This window comes from Phocaeicola salanitronis DSM 18170 (genome assembly GCF_000190575.1).
GTDB lineage: Bacteria > Bacteroidota > Bacteroidia > Bacteroidales > Bacteroidaceae > Phocaeicola > Phocaeicola salanitronis.
In genome coordinates this window covers 443,042-457,865 of record NC_015164.1, presented here as the reverse complement: position 1 = coordinate 457,865, position 14,824 = coordinate 443,042, and the positions used below count along the sequence as shown (strand labels likewise).

Genomic DNA, 14,824 nt, shown 5'->3' with positions numbered 1-14,824 from the left:
CATGCACAAAGAACAGTATTATCCGGAGGACATCCTTATAGAGAAACTGGAGAGCGGCGAATACGGCTGGCTCGATTTTGTCAATCACCACTCGGCCGAATGGCAGGAGGAGTATCTTCTTTACTGCAAGGAAAACGACCTTTTAGTCGGAGACCCGTCGGCGGAAGAGTTTGTCCATTTCAAGGACAGGGAACTTGAATATGCCCTCGAAAACGGAGACGCTTAATCTATCACAGACAATCCAAATCATCAGACAATGGCGATACGAAAGAATACCAACCCACGGGCGATGGATCTGCAGCCGGAGATGCGCGACATCCTGATGCGCAACGGTATGCAGGCCCATATCGTGCCTGACGGCGCAGGCTACAGCCTGGTCGTGCAGGGGCATGACTCGCCTTTGCTTGCCTATCCCATCACGGAGCGGCAGATGCTGGCACTGACCGACTGGGGTACGAATACGGCCAACAAGAAAGCCTACAATGTGTTTACCAGCATTGTCGGCAATGACTTTTATATGCCCAAAGATTTCGTCCACGCCCGGAACGCCAACGGCCGTGTCGCGATGGGACTTCACGGATACCGCATCGGTATCGGCGAATACGGACGCACCGGGTGGAGGGGGCTGCCACCCCCGTTCCTCGGATGGACGCCTCGCCAGCAATGGGGCTTTCACCTGCGCAGGGTCGGCGGCCAGCTGTTCTATCCCGGTCCCGTCGTCGCCGAACGCTGGGACGGACGGATGAAGCCGGGCGAACTCCAGTCCGGCGGCTACGGATTCTATTATAAAGGCGGTCAAAGGGAGATTGCGGCGCAACCTGCGGATGTCTTACAGAACCTGCAAAGCGTTATCACGCCGCTTGTCACCCGGGAACGGAGCAGCGAGCCGGCCAAGCCCTACAAGGAACTGGTCAGCTCGCCCGTGTACTTCTCCAACGAGAAATGGCAGGAGTGCCTGTCCTCGCACGGCCTTATCGTGGATGCGGAGCAGCGGACGCTGACCGTGCAGTCGGAGTCGGTTTCCGCCGATTTCGTCTATGACCTGACAGCGGAAGAGACGGCGGTGCTGACCTCCAACTCCATTGAAGAACATCCGGTAGAGAAACGCATCGAGCTTCTCAATAACATCATCGCAGCGGACTACCGGGACAAGGTGACGATGGAAGCCCTGGACAGCGACCGGCGCATCAGTATCGGCCTGCATCCGGAAGTGCAGGAAGACCTGGCACGGCACCAACAGCAGGAACAAACGCTTTTTGAAGAACAACCGCAACAGGGACTTGCCGAGGAACAGATGTCCGAAGGAGCCGTGATTGACGGCAGGGATCTCTACTATCTCAACGAGAACCGGGGCTGGTATAAGGAAGGACGTCATGGGCGCGAAGTGGAAGTAAGCGAGATAGCCGTCCATCCGGCAGAGGCTGAGGGCAAGTACAGGATGACCGCCGTCATCGACGGGCAGGTCGTCAGCCACGAAATCAGCCAGAAGGACTATGACAAATTCCTGGCGGTCGATGACTACCACCGCATGAAGCTCTTTTCGAAGATATTCAGCGAAGTGGACATGAAGATGCGCCCCGAAGCCCGGAAAGACCTCGGTGTGAAGATATTCGCCGCCCTGACAGCCGGAGCCGTCGTCACGACCGGTGTCGTACACGGGATAAAGCACAGTCATCATGCGCCGGAGTTCTACGGCGAACGGTTCGGCGGTCCGCCCAGACCTTATTTCAAACCGGGTGTGGACACGCCAAGGGATGTGGCGATACGCAATTTCGAGGCCGAGATGAACCGGGAGATAAGTGACTTGCGTATGGGGAGGTAGGCCTATGAACGGAAACGAATTGACATACGATGACTTTCTGCGGCGCTTGACCATACAGGACGTGCTCATTGACGCGGGCTACAGGCTGAACAGGCGGGACGGCCTGCGTTATCCGTCATACGTCCGGACAGACAGCGACGGCAGGCGTGTGCGCGGTGACAAATTCATCGTCACGGCCAACGGCCAGTGCTGCTTCCAGCCACCCCAGCAAAAGTTGTACAACATCATCTCCTTCATCAAGGAACATCCGCAGTTCTTTGCTGAATACCGGGCGGGCATATCCGGCGACAGGCTGGTGAACCTCGTTTGCAACCGCCTGCTGAACCAGCCCATCCCCGAGAGGGAGACACGCATCATACAGCCCAGACGGGACATCAGGCCCTTCAATATAGACGACTACGACATCCACAAGTTCAACCCCCAGGACAAAGAGACACAGAAGAAATTCTACTTTTTCTTCAAACATAGGGGCATAGACCTGTACACCCAATATGCCTTTCATAGAGATTTCTGTCTGGCCACGCGGAAAAGGCCGGACGGGTCGTCCTATACCAACCTTGCATTCCCGCTCCGCCTGCCCAAAGAGCCGGAAAAGGTCGTGGGATTCGAGGAACGGGGCCGGGCAAGGATGGACGGCAGCGGCAGCTACAAAGGCAAGGCCGAAGGAAGCAATTCGAGCGAGGGACTGTGGATTGGCAGTCCTGCCGGGACAGCCCTGGGTGATGCCACCCACATTTACTGGTTCGAGAGCGGCTATGATGCCATGTCCTACTACCAGCTACACCAGAAAGAGAACAAGGATTTGAGAAAAGCCGTGTTCGTCTCCACCGGTGGAACTCCTACCGTGGAGCAGATGCGTGGGGTAATCTCCCGTACCCGTTCCGCCCGGCAGCATATCTGTTTCGACACCGATGCGGCAGGCCGGGAGTTCGCCGACAATCTCAAGAAAGAGATACACCGGATAGTCAAGTCTGGCATCGAGTCCACGCCTGAGCGAAAAGCCTATCTTGAAACCATACCTGCCGGAGGCGGTATTGACGGAGGCAATGCCGATCTGTTGCCCGATGCCCTGCGGTCATGTTACGGGAAATACGAAGCCGCATGGGAAGAGGTCATGTCCATGCGCTCAAGCGGGCTGTGCCATCCGGATGACATAAAGGAACAGGAAAGCCTGATGAACAGACAATACAGGGATTTCCGGAATGGGCTGCGGGATTTTCTCGGTCTGGACGAAAAGGATGACACCCGGTTCGTGCGGGAAGAGCCGAAAGCTCCCTGCAAGGACTGGAACGACGAGCTACTGGCAGGCATAAGACAGGAAACATCCACCCGAGAGAACCGTCCCAGAGAAGAAGATACGGAACAGGAACGAAAAACAGGCTTCCACCGATGAGAACGACACCATCCATATCACAGCCGGAAAGTCTCGTATTGAGACCACACAAGATGCAGTTCTTCATCGACGAGCTGCCGTCCCTTGCCGTGTGCTGTGCCGGTGGCATCTACGGCGGCATGGAAGGCGTGCCATACCCGGTTGCCGGGGTTGCTGTCTTCTTTTTCCTGTCGCTTGTCCTGCTGTACCGCTTCATCTACCTGTGCAGGACACACTACCACATCGGCATCGAGCAGCTTGTCTGTGAACAGGGTGTGTTCGTCCGAAAGGTGGACTATATGGAATTGTACCGTATCGTGGACTTCCAGGAACATCAGAGCCTGATGCAGCAGCTCTGCGGACTGAAGACGGTGCGCATTTTCTCGACGGACCGTAACACGCCCCGGCTCGACCTTACAGGCATGAGACGGAAAGACGACATCGTGCCGCTCATCCGGGGACGGGTGGAATACAACAAACGAAAAAAGGGAATATATGAAATCACGAACCATTAGCATCATCCTTGCCGCCGTGCTCGCCCTTTTCCTGCCACATATCGCGCAGGCGCAGATAGCAGCCTCCAACCCGTTGGAGTGGGTGGCTCTTGCCGAAGGGAACGAGCTGATAAACGGCCAGATTGACAAACAGATAAAGGGACAGACCCAGACGGCGGTACTGCAGAACAGCATTGCTGCGGAGTTCAACCGGATACATCAATGGGAGAAAGAATACAACAGCTACCTCAAGACGGCCAGCGGCTTCGCTTCGTCACTGAAAGCCTGCACGCACCTGTACAACGACGGCGTGAGGATATTCCTCACCCTCGGCAAACTGGGCAAGGCCATCAAAAACAACCCGCAGGGCATCATCGCCAGCATGAGCATGAACAACCTCTATATTGAGACGGCCACGGAACTGGTCTCCGTGTTCACGCTGCTGAACGATGCCGTGGCGAAAGGAGGCACGGAAAACATGCTGACAGGCGCAGAACGCAGCAAGACCTTGTGGGCGTTGAACGACAAACTGTCGGCTTTCAGCCGGAAACTGCACCTGCTCTACCTGAGCATACGGTACTATACGCTGAACGACGTATGGAACAATGTGACAGCCGGGATGTTGGACCGTGATAATGGAGAGGTGGCACGGCTGGCCATGACCCGATGGCGCAGGGCAGCCGCACTCGCACATTAAAAAGGATGAAAAGATGAAGAAGCTGACGATGACATTGACCTGTATTCTACTGCTGTGTGCCGCTTCTCCGAAAGTCCGGGCACAGAACGACCCGGTACTGGCAGGCATGATCCTGCTCTATACCGACAAGGCGCAGAAAGAACTGAAAAGCCAGGAAAAGGTGATGCTACTGCAGACTACCGGTCACATTTGGACAAAGGAGGAGATAGAGGGTACCACCGACCTGCAGCGGGAATTCAACAATTATCTGGACTCGTTCCGCTCGATTGTCTGCTATGCTGCCCAGACCTACGGCTTCTACCATGAGATAAGCCGGCTGACGGACAATTTAGGCGACTTCTCGCGGCAGCTTGCGAGACATCCGTCCAACGCCCTTGCAGTCGCCCTCTCGTCACGCCGGAACAAAATATACCGGGAACTGATACTCGGCAGCGTGGAAATCGTGAACGACATCCGTACCGCCTGCTTGTCGGACAACAAGATGACGGAGAAAGAACGGATGGAAGTCGTGTTCGGCATCCGTCCGAAACTCAAATTGATGAACAAGAAACTGCAACGCCTGACCATAGCGGTGAAATACACCACGATGGGCGACATCTGGATAGAGATTGACGGCGGTTCGCTCCCCGTTGCGGACAAACGCGACATCGTGGAAGCCGCCCGACGCAGATGGAAGCAGAACGGAAAGAATGTAAGACCTTAAGTAAAAAGAACAGATATGGGATTCTGGGACACATTATTGAAAGCCGGCGGAAAAGCCGCCAGAAGCGCGGGTAAAGCTGCCGCAGCCACCGGGAGGAGTGCGGGACAAGCCGTGTTGCATCCCTCGCAGACCCTGCGCGGAGCGGGTCAGGCGATGAAGACTGCCGCCATAGGCAGTGCGGCCGGTTATGTGGCATGGGAGAAGCTGACCACGGACAAGAGCGTGGCGAGGATCGTGGGCGATACCGTCATCGGCGAATCGGCCACGAATGCCCTTGCCGGTACGACGGAGGATATACAAGAACTGAAAGGAAAGGCCGGAGAAGCAGCCGAGGCGGTGGGCGGTGCGGCGGCAAGCATCAGCTCCAGCCTGAATGGAGTGTCGAACTTCATAGGCCAGGCCACCGGAGGCGGACTTGGGAACATGATCGGCGGTTTTTTCAGCAACCTCGGACGCGGTAACGTGTCCGGGCTGAGCATAGCGGGACTTATCGCCGCCGCCTTCCTGGTCTTCGGGCGCACCGGCTGGCTCGGCAAGATAGCCGGGTTGTTCCTGGGCATGATGCTCATCGGCAACAATGCCGGGCTTGTCCGCACGGAAGTTCCGGAGAGCGCACAGAGAAATTCCGCACAGGGCCTTTCCACAGAAGAGGGACAGGCGCAAGGCGGTGGCATGAGAAGATAGGACATCAAACAAATGAGAAAATGAAATATACCGAAGAAATGATACTGCACTCCGACAGCGGCTACTGCATGCCGTTCGCAGAACCTGACGGCAGGGATGTGAGCCTGTCGCTCGGCTACGGCGAGCAGAACCATCCGGAGAGCGGCGAGAGATTTTTCCACCACGGCATCGACTTCGGCGTGCGGCGTTACCTGTTATCCGCCGTGGCCAGCGGTGTCGTGTCGGGTGTAGGCAACGACCCCACATACGGCATCTGCCAGACCATCCGCTACGGACAATATGAAGTGACATACGGACACCTGTCCAATGTGTTCGCCCAATTCGGCAGGCAAGTGAAAGCCGGGCAGACGGTAGCGATGAGCGGCGACCTGTTGCATGTCGGGGTCAAGTTCAAAGGCGAGGAAATGGATCCGCTGGAGTTCCTCGCCATGCTGTACGGCAACATCAAGGCCATGCAGGAAGCGGGCGGCGACAGTGCTGACGGCTTCTACGATGGCGCACCGGAAACCGACTATGAACGGGACAGGGAGGAAATAGAACGGCTGATGTTCCGTTTCCTGCCGCTCTACATGGATGACCTTCGGCTGGGAAGATACACGGTGCCGGAACATACGGAGCAATCGCTTCGCAACATCTTCACGACCGGTGCGATGAAAGCATATTTTTATGAGCGGATGCCGAGCATGGCAAACCCGCTCGGTCTGGGACAGAAAGCGTTGCCTCTGGTGTGCAAGGTACAGAACCTGCTGATAGCGGACTTCCTGAACTACCTCGCCCTGCGGCATGAGGTGTACCTTTCGACAATGGGCGGCGGGAACTTAAAAAAAAACTTCGTGCCGAAGCAGTAGCCTCCAGCGGCATCATCGACCCGCTGGCGGAACTGGACATCGACATCCAGAGTTTCGACATACCGAGGGCGGTCACCGTCTATCCCGACCGTGCCGGCATCCGGTGGTGGACCAAAGCCTGGTTCAACAACCGGGAGGAAGGCGAGGCATCGGTGGAAATCGAGCGGACACAGGCCGTGGACTTCATCCACGACCGCATCGGAAAGGACGCATGGCTCGAAGCGTTCTTCCCCAAGCAGATGGAGGTGTACCGCAACGCCATCGAACAGACAAAGGAACAGTTACTGAAACAGGTGAACTTGATATGATATGACAACATAATGGAAGGAATAAAACATAGCAGACAGTTTGCGGAGACGGAATCCCTTATGGACAACTATTTCGTCTGCCACATAGTTCCCGTCATGAAACAGACGCAGGCGTACCTGAACGAGAAACAGGGCGAGGAGATGAAGGAATACTCCACCTCCATCGGCGGCATACTCAGCATGATGGCGACGGCGGGTCAGCCGCTCGGCGACCCTTACCAGACCCTCAAGGTCACGGGAGAATGGAACTCGAAAACCACCGAGGACTACATCGCGATGTGCCGGGAGAAAATCGTCTCGTCCGACGAGATGCAGCATGACCTTGCCTGTATCGCCGGACAATGGCGTCATGCCGTCGTGCAGGAAATCGGCAGGGAGCGGTACGACGAACTGTCGAAGGAACTGGGCTGTGACCTTGCCTATGCCTATGTGGACTACCGCGTGGAGCAGCTGATGATAGACAAGCTGGTCAAGGAACGGATGCCCAAATCGTCCGCAGAATACATCATCCGCAAGGCGGCGGAGTCGAGCCTGCTGGGACTGCCGCAGGTGTTGGGTCGATCGCCGCTTGCCGAAGAGATAGAAGCCCGAGGAGAGGCAGCCTACCGTCCGGGCAAGGTAGAGAAAGGTGCAGCCTGGGCATTGGGGGTTTCTGTGGACACTCTCATGCTGGGCGGCGCTGGGTCGTGGACGACATTCGCCAAGTTCATTGGAGCGGATGCCGCCGTTTCCGCCGTTGCCGGACATCTCGATAAGGACAAGCCGGAAGGCCCTACGGTGGAAACGTGCATCAGCAAGGGCGTGTTCGGCATTGACGGCAATGTTTTCACCACGTTCCGGAAGGAAGCCGCAGCCATTTCTCCCCAAGAAAACGTCACCCTTGCCGCTGCAAACAATGTGCTGCGCAAGAAAATACCTGTATGCGAATTTGACTTCACGAAATGGATGCAAGTGGGAAACACACAGTGGTGGCCCGATTTCGGGGCAACAGAACATGACCGGAAGGAAAAATACAAGGATGTTCCGTTGATTGTAGCTCCCGGCCAGGAAGAAGCCTACCTGCGGGATCTGGAAAGGCAGAAAGCGGAGGACAAGAACGGGCAGGCTGTAGTGCAAGAGGAACCGAGGGAAGAAAACAGGACAGAATCACAAACCCAAATTCACGGCGACGAAGAAACTGCGACTGTCGGGCAGGAGAATCCATCTGCATCAGCCATCCAAAGCAACGAAAACGGCTGGAACGGGCTGTTACGGTCAGTGGGACTGGACGGGCTGGGTGAAATCACCGGCAACCTCGGTTACATCATGGCCATGCTTCCGGACATCCTGTTGGGAGCATTCACGGGAAAGACACAATCCTTGCGACTGAAAGACAACCTGCTGCCGATGGCAAGCATCGTGGCGGGCCTGTTTGTCCGTAATCCGCTGTTGAAGATGCTCCTTATCGGCCTGGGCGGGGCGAACCTGCTGAACAAGGCCGGGCATGAGGCACTGGAACGCAAGCGGTCGGAAGGACTGACCGCCGGGAACCGGGAAACGGAGTACAAGCGTTATCCCGACGAACCGCTCAATCCCCGCATCGTCAATCCTGTGCTGCAAGGCTGTACGCTGGTGGCCACGATAGACCATGTGCCGTGCACCGTCCAGCTCAGTCCGGTGGTGGCCGATGCCTACAGGAAAGGTGCCCTACCGCTGAACACGCTGGCCAACGCCGTGCTTGCCCAAAGTGACCGGATGAATCAGATGGCTTCCCAGAATTACGACAACAACCGTCCTGAAACCATCGTTCGGACGCGGGGCATCCAATAACCGACCATTAAAACAGCATACGGAGTATGAAAGAAAAATCACCCATAGAGAAAAATGCAGAGAGGAAGCAGATAGACTTGCTTTCCGAAGCCTTGAACGGAGCCTCGAACGCAAACGGGTATTGGCTGAACGCATCCGGCAAAGGCTATCCCAAGTTCCATCCGCGCGGCGTGTCCGTCAGTCCGTTCAATGCCCTTTTCATGGCTTTGCACTCGGACAAGAACGGCTGCGGGTCAAATCTTTTCATTCACTATAATGAAGCCAAAGCGATGGGTATGTCCGTCCGGGAGCATGAGCGGGGCGTGCCTTTCCTTTTCTACAACTGGAACAGATATGTCAACCGGAACAATCCGGAAGAGATCATCAGCCGCACAGCCTATCTCGGACTGGACGAACAGGACAGGAAACATTACAAGGGCGTGCATAACCGGGAAGTGCGCACCCTCTTCAACATAGACCAGACCACCCTGCAGGATGTGGACAGACCATCCTATGAAGCCGCACTGAGGCAATACGGCGGTGTGGCGGAAAGGGGCTATACGGAAGCGAACAACCGGAAGCTGCATATCCGCTTCAATGATTTTCTGCTGAAGATGAAAGACAGCCTTGTCCCCGTCCGTTACGACGGCAGCGGAATGCCCCATTACGAAACGGACAAGGATGCCGTCTATATGCCCCGGCAGCGGAATTTCGAACACTATCACGATTATATACAGGAAACCCTTCGGCAGATTGTCAGCTCCACCGGTCACCAGCAGCGTCTGGCACGTGAAGGCATGGTGATGAAAAACGGCATGGCACCCTCGGAGGACGCATTGAAACAGGAACGGCTGATTGTGGAAGTGGCTTCCGGCATCAAGATGCTGGAACTCGGCCTGCCGGCAAGACTGTCGGAAGAGAGTCTGAAGACGGTGGAATACTGGAACAGGGAACTTCAGGAGAATCCGCTCATGATGGCCGCCATCGAAAGCGACGTGAATAACGCCCTTGAAGTGATACGCAAGGCGGAACGCGGCGAGAAGATTGAATACGCCACCATCCGCAACCGGAGACAGACATCAGACATGAGGGCGGAACTTCCGAAACACCATGCCATAGCGGACGAGATAGCCCGCCATCCGGACAAGGACAAGAAAACCATCATTGTGGTCAGGGACAACGCCGCGAAAACGGCGGATGTGGTTCTGCCGGCCGGTGCTTCGACGGAAGTGGACAACGAGGTGCCGGGAATGAACAAGAGCCGCATCGAAAGAGCCTTGCGTAAAGAGGGCTTCGGGCAGATAAGATTCTTCAATCCGGACGGGGCATTGGGATTCAGGCCCGACGACAGTTATTTCTCCGGCAAGGAGGTATCTCTGGCCCGGCTGAAAAACTGGGAGATACAGGAACTGTCCACGTTGGATGTAGCTCCTGCGGTGAAGCAGGCCTGCGAGGTAAGTTTCGACCGGGTGCAGATGATACAGGACAACAAGAACCGCTGGGCACTCTACATCAAGCCGGAGAACGAGAACGGTTACAGCGTCTATCCGGACAAGGAGGACGTGAACCGGTTCTTCTCCACGCTCAAGCAGGCGATGAACAACATTGACAAAGTGCGCATGGAACTGGCACACAAGTATTACGCCCTTGCGGAAACAAAACCCGACCTGAAGGTTGACCTGTTCAGTTGCGGGGAGAAGGATATAGACATGAGCCGGATCCAGCGCGTCAGTGTGTTCAAGACGAAACAGGACGGCATCCTGTGCGCGGCGACCATCGACGGGCGAAGGCCGGAACCGAGAAGCGTCACGCAACAGCAATGGCAGCGGATGTGGCTTGCCGAGGACAAGGACGATTACAAGCTGAACCTGGCGGCCGCTCTCTTTGCCGATGTGCTGCGCAAAGGACAGGCACGGGACAATTCCGTGGAAACAGCGGCATCAGCCGAAAGGCAGCCGGAACAGAGTGAACAGGAAGAACAGAAAACAGGAATGAAACGATGAAGATTTATAAGAAATGAGCAAAAATCAAGAATACGCAGAGAAATATGCCGGATACGCGATGGAACAGATGCGGCGGTACGGTATTCCCGCCTCCGTGACGCTGGCACAAGGCATACTGGAAAGCAGCAACGGCCAGAGCCAACTGGCACAGAACGAGAACAACCACTTCGGCATCAAGGCCACGCCGTCATGGATTGACAAAGGCGGGCGGTATGCCCTGTACTCAGACGACCGTCCGAACGAAAAGTTCTGCAGCTATGACTCCGTAGGCGACTCCTACGAACACCACTCCCGTTTCCTGAAAGAAAACAGCCGCTATGCCGCCTGCTTCAATCTGTCGCCGGATGACTACAAGGGGTGGACGGAAGGCATCGCCCGGGCCGGATATGCCACGGGAAGCGGCTATGCCGCTAACCTGCAGAAAATCATCGAGCAGAACGGCCTTGACAGATATGACCGTCAGGTCATGCAGGAGATGGCGGCACAGGGACGGCATTTCGGCGTGGAGGAAAACCCTTTGGGAGAATCTGAAAGCACGGCCTATTCCTTTCCGGTCGAAAGGAAGGATTTCCTTTTTGTCACCACCCCGTTCGGTGTGGACGGCCGCATGGCCAACGGTGGCGAGAAAGTCCACAAAGGCATGGATATCCGGTGTGACGGGGATGCTGTCCTCGCCACGGAAAACGGAGGCAAGGTCGTCTCCGTGAAAGGAAGCGGTAGCGGGCAGTCCGTGACCGTGGAATACAGCCGGAAAGACGGCAGCAAGGTGCAGTGTACCTATATGCACCTCGGCGAAGTCTCCGTCAAGGCCGGGGATACTGTCAAGTCTGGGCAGCAGCTCGGAAAGACGGGCGGCGAACATCTGCATTTCGGGGTAAAAAACATCTATGCGGACGGCACGCAGCGGGACATCGACCCGGCGGCGTACCTCGCAGAGATCGCCCAGAAAGGCAGCATCCGGCAGCAGGTGCTGCACAACGGCAACGACTTGCTCGCCAGATACAGGAGTACGGAAAGCACCAGGGACGGAAAACCGCTCACCACCGAAGGATGGATGAAAAAACTGCTCTCCTCGGAGGACAGCGGCGTGGGCCTGTCCGGATGCAGCGATCCTGTCGTGGAGATGGCCATGACCGCCTTCACCTCCCTGATGCTGCTGGCCGTGCATATTGACAACAAGGAAGAGGAAAGGCAGAAAGCGGAAGTGTCCGCTGCGATGGACAGCGGGAGAATCGACCTCAAATCCCTGTTGCCGGGTATGAAAAGCTGCACCCTGACCATCAACGAAAACGGCAAGACCGTGCTTCATGCCGACAACGGAAACATGCAGATGTCGAGGGAGCTTTCCTCTGCCGAACTCAGCCGCCTGTCGGCCACGCTGAACAACCGTTCTCTCTCCGAAGAGACCAGGCGGATGCGCGTGAGTGGACTGCTCAACACGGTCATCCTCTCCGAGACGGCTTCCCGCAACTTCGAGATGGGAATGGAACAACTGCAGGGACAGACAGAAGGACTGAAAAGATAGCAATGAAAATATGAAAAGCGTGATGATGCAATTATGTGTTTATGTACTCGGATTGTCCTCGTGCGTGCTGCATACCGTCATGTACCTTAAGCTGTTCGGATGGGTGGCGGCGCTTGTCATCATCGGGATACAGGTGCTGCTTGCCGCATGGATAATCTACATCCGTATCAGGGCGCCCGATTAGCGGCAGACTTTTTTCGGTTCAACTTCAACATGGCTGCTTCCGCTTTCCGGTGGAAATGTCACACATCAAAAAAAGACAAGCGATGATAAAATGCAATGTTACCCTATGCGGCACGATCAGCCGCGACGCCTCCGTCCGCACAGGCAAGGACGGCAAGGAGTTCGTAAGTTTTCCTCTCCAGGTCTCCATCCCCGGAAAGAACGGGAATGACGGGAACATGGAAGTCAGTGTCAGCAAAGACGGAGGACAGGACACCGTCCATGAATACCGGTACGGCTCCCGTGCCAAGGTCACGGGCACCCTTTTGCTGAAACGCAGGGGCGAGAAGCTCTATTTCAACCTGTCGGCAGATTCCGTAGATCTTTCCGATGCCGGGAACACGGATTCCGTCAAGGGGCAGATGGTCTTCCGTGGAAAGACCGGCAAGCACATAGAGGAACGCAAGGACAAGACCGGCAAGCCGTACCTGATGTTCTCCGCGTTCAGCACGGAGAAGGTCAATGACGGGTTCGAGTACCAATGGGTGCGCTTCTTCTGTTTCGGCAAGGAAAAGGAGGAGTGGCTGCAGCCGGGTGTCAAGGTGGACGCGAAAGGAGAAATGTCCCTCTCCCTATACGACGGCAAGCCGGACATCTCCTGCCGTGTGGAAGAACTCAACCAGTATGTGCCGGAGGCCGGCAACGATAACAGATGACGGATATGGCCGGTTACAGACGACAGAACGCGGACGGGCCGAACAGCGAGGAAAAGGCTCTCGACCTGTTCGCCGAGATGATGATTGAAAAGATAGAAAGCATCAATGAGGACTGGCGCAAGCCCTGGTTCACGGAAGGCGCATTGCAGTGGCCGCGCAACCTGTCCGGACGCGAATACAACGGCATGAACGCCTTCATGTTGATGCTGCACTGCGAGAAAGAGGGATACAAAATACCCCGCTTCTGTACCTTCGACTGCGTGCAGCGGATGAACAAGCCGGGAAAGGACGGACAGGAACTGCCGAGGGTCTCCGTGCTGCGCGGCGAGAAATCCTTCCCGGTGATGCTCACCACTTTCACCTGCATACACAAGGAGACGAAGGAGAAAATCAAGTATGACGACTACAAGAATCTCTCCGAGGATGAGAAGAAGGAGTACAATGTCTATCCGAGGATGCAGGTTTTCAGGGTGTTCAACGTACAGCAGACCAACCTGCGGGAAGCGCGTCCGGAATTGTGGGAAAAGCTGGAAAAGGAAAACGGCCGTCCTGAAGTCAAGGCAGGCGAACAGTTCGACTTCGAGCCGGTGGACCGGATGATAAGCGAGAACCTGTGGATCTGTCCCATACGGCCCATGCATCAGGATAGTGCGTACTATTCCATTACGAAGAATGAAATCGTAGTGCCGGAAAAGAGGCAGTTCAAGGACGGGGAAGCGTTCTACGGCACCCTGTTCCACGAGATGACCCATTCCACCGGTGCGAAAGGCGTGCTCGACCGCCTCGAACCGACAGCCTTCGGTTCAAAGGAATATGCCAGGGAGGAACTGGTGGCCGAACTCGGCAGCGCATTGGTCTCACAGCGTTACGGCATGACCAAACACATCAAGGAAGACAGCTGCGCCTACCTCAAATCATGGCTCGACTCATTGAAAGAGTCCCCGCAGTTCATCAAGACAACCCTGATGGATGTAAAAAAGGCATCCTCTATAATCACGCAGAAGGTGGACAGGATTGCAAGGGGACTGGACGAAGACAATACGGAACGGATAGCAAACGGGACCTCTCCAAAGGGAAAGACATTCTATGCGTCCGTGGCTTACCTGCAAACCACCGATGACAGGAGCCAACTTGACGAACTGAGGGAAAAAGGAGACTATGAGGGGCTGCTGGCCTGCGCCAAGGAATATTATGACGGGAACGGCATGGATGAACAATACACCTACCAGACTCCCTTGCAGCACAGGGGCGATGACCTGCTTGTCGAGGATAAGGACTTTGCCGTCGTGTATAACGGGAGCGTGGGCGGCACCTATGAGGTGATGCTGAAATACTCGGAGCAGGAGGTACGCGACCACATCAACCGCTACGGCATTGACCGTGCGAGCGTGGATGTGAAAGAGCTTGCCAAGGATATGGTCGTTGAACAGTTTGCCAAACTGACGCATCAGAGAATGCCGGTATTCGAAATGCCGAGCGGAGATATTCTGTATGCAACGTACAACAGGGAGAAGGATGCGCTCGATGTGGGAAGTGTATGCAATGCGGGTCTTGCCGTGCGGCACAGCTTCCCATACGACTACAATTCGACGCTCGATACCAACCTGCAGGCTGTAAACGAGAAGCTGAACGAACTCGACGAATACAGGGAGGAGCTACAAGAGGCGGAATATGGCGGCGGAATGCGGCGATAGACAAAAAG

The 14,824-nt window shown here is 55.8% G+C and carries 15 protein-coding genes; all 15 read left to right on the top strand.

What is annotated here, in order from left to right; translation table 11 throughout:
• Position 1 precedes the first annotated feature (1 nt).
• Positions 2–226, top strand: a complete 225-nt coding sequence (locus BACSA_RS02100) for a hypothetical protein (protein WP_013616477.1) — start codon at positions 2–4, stop codon at positions 224–226.
• Positions 227–256: 30 nt separating this feature from the next.
• On the top strand, positions 257–1,822 hold the full coding sequence (locus BACSA_RS02095; RefSeq protein ID WP_013616476.1) for a hypothetical protein: 1,566 nt from the start codon (positions 257–259) through the stop codon (positions 1,820–1,822).
• 4 nt (positions 1,823–1,826) lie between these two features.
• Positions 1,827–3,215 (top strand): toprim domain-containing protein, encoded by a 1,389-nt coding sequence (locus tag BACSA_RS02090; protein ID WP_013616475.1) that lies wholly within the window; start codon positions 1,827–1,829, stop codon positions 3,213–3,215.
• Positions 3,212–3,709, top strand: a complete 498-nt coding sequence (locus tag BACSA_RS02085; protein WP_013616474.1) for a PH domain-containing protein — start codon at positions 3,212–3,214, stop codon at positions 3,707–3,709. The genes BACSA_RS02090 and BACSA_RS02085 overlap by 4 nt, the downstream gene beginning before the upstream one ends.
• Positions 3,690–4,385 (top strand): hypothetical protein, encoded by a 696-nt coding sequence (locus BACSA_RS02080; RefSeq protein ID WP_013616473.1) that lies wholly within the window; start codon positions 3,690–3,692, stop codon positions 4,383–4,385. The genes BACSA_RS02085 and BACSA_RS02080 overlap by 20 nt, the downstream gene beginning before the upstream one ends.
• A gap of 13 nt (positions 4,386–4,398) precedes the next feature.
• Entirely contained in the window at positions 4,399–5,088 is a 690-nt protein-coding gene (locus BACSA_RS02075) for a hypothetical protein (protein WP_013616472.1), read from the top strand.
• Positions 5,089–5,103: 15 nt separating this feature from the next.
• Positions 5,104–5,772, top strand: coding sequence for a hypothetical protein (locus BACSA_RS02070; protein WP_013616471.1), 669 nt, complete (start codon positions 5,104–5,106; stop codon positions 5,770–5,772).
• A 20-nt stretch (positions 5,773–5,792) separates the two neighbouring features.
• Positions 5,793–6,620 (top strand): M23 family metallopeptidase, encoded by an 828-nt coding sequence (locus BACSA_RS02065; RefSeq protein WP_013616470.1) that lies wholly within the window; start codon positions 5,793–5,795, stop codon positions 6,618–6,620.
• A gap of 23 nt (positions 6,621–6,643) precedes the next feature.
• Positions 6,644–6,928 carry a hypothetical protein gene (locus BACSA_RS02060; protein ID WP_013616469.1) on the top strand — a complete coding sequence of 95 codons (285 nt, stop codon included), beginning with the start codon at positions 6,644–6,646 and terminating at the stop codon, positions 6,926–6,928.
• A gap of 12 nt (positions 6,929–6,940) precedes the next feature.
• Positions 6,941–8,737 carry a hypothetical protein gene (locus tag BACSA_RS02055; RefSeq protein WP_013616468.1) on the top strand — a complete coding sequence of 599 codons (1,797 nt, stop codon included), beginning with the start codon at positions 6,941–6,943 and terminating at the stop codon, positions 8,735–8,737.
• A gap of 26 nt (positions 8,738–8,763) precedes the next feature.
• On the top strand, positions 8,764–10,719 hold the full coding sequence (locus BACSA_RS02050; RefSeq protein ID WP_013616467.1) for a zincin-like metallopeptidase domain-containing protein: 1,956 nt from the start codon (positions 8,764–8,766) through the stop codon (positions 10,717–10,719).
• Between the two features lie 13 nt (positions 10,720–10,732).
• The gene (locus BACSA_RS02045) at positions 10,733–12,244 is read left to right on the top strand and encodes a glucosaminidase domain-containing protein (RefSeq protein WP_013616466.1); all 1,512 of its coding nucleotides are present in this window, start codon (positions 10,733–10,735) and stop codon (positions 12,242–12,244) included.
• 22 nt (positions 12,245–12,266) lie between these two features.
• Positions 12,267–12,428, top strand: coding sequence for a hypothetical protein (locus tag BACSA_RS20040; RefSeq protein WP_162612731.1), 162 nt, complete (start codon positions 12,267–12,269; stop codon positions 12,426–12,428).
• An 82-nt stretch (positions 12,429–12,510) separates the two neighbouring features.
• A complete protein-coding gene (locus BACSA_RS02040; protein ID WP_013616464.1) occupies positions 12,511–13,122 on the top strand; it encodes a hypothetical protein in 612 nt (203 codons plus the stop codon).
• A 5-nt stretch (positions 13,123–13,127) separates the two neighbouring features.
• Complete coding sequence (locus BACSA_RS02035; RefSeq protein ID WP_013616463.1) at positions 13,128–14,816, top strand: zincin-like metallopeptidase domain-containing protein; 1,689 nt, start codon at positions 13,128–13,130, stop codon at positions 14,814–14,816.
• Positions 14,817–14,824 lie beyond the last annotated feature (8 nt).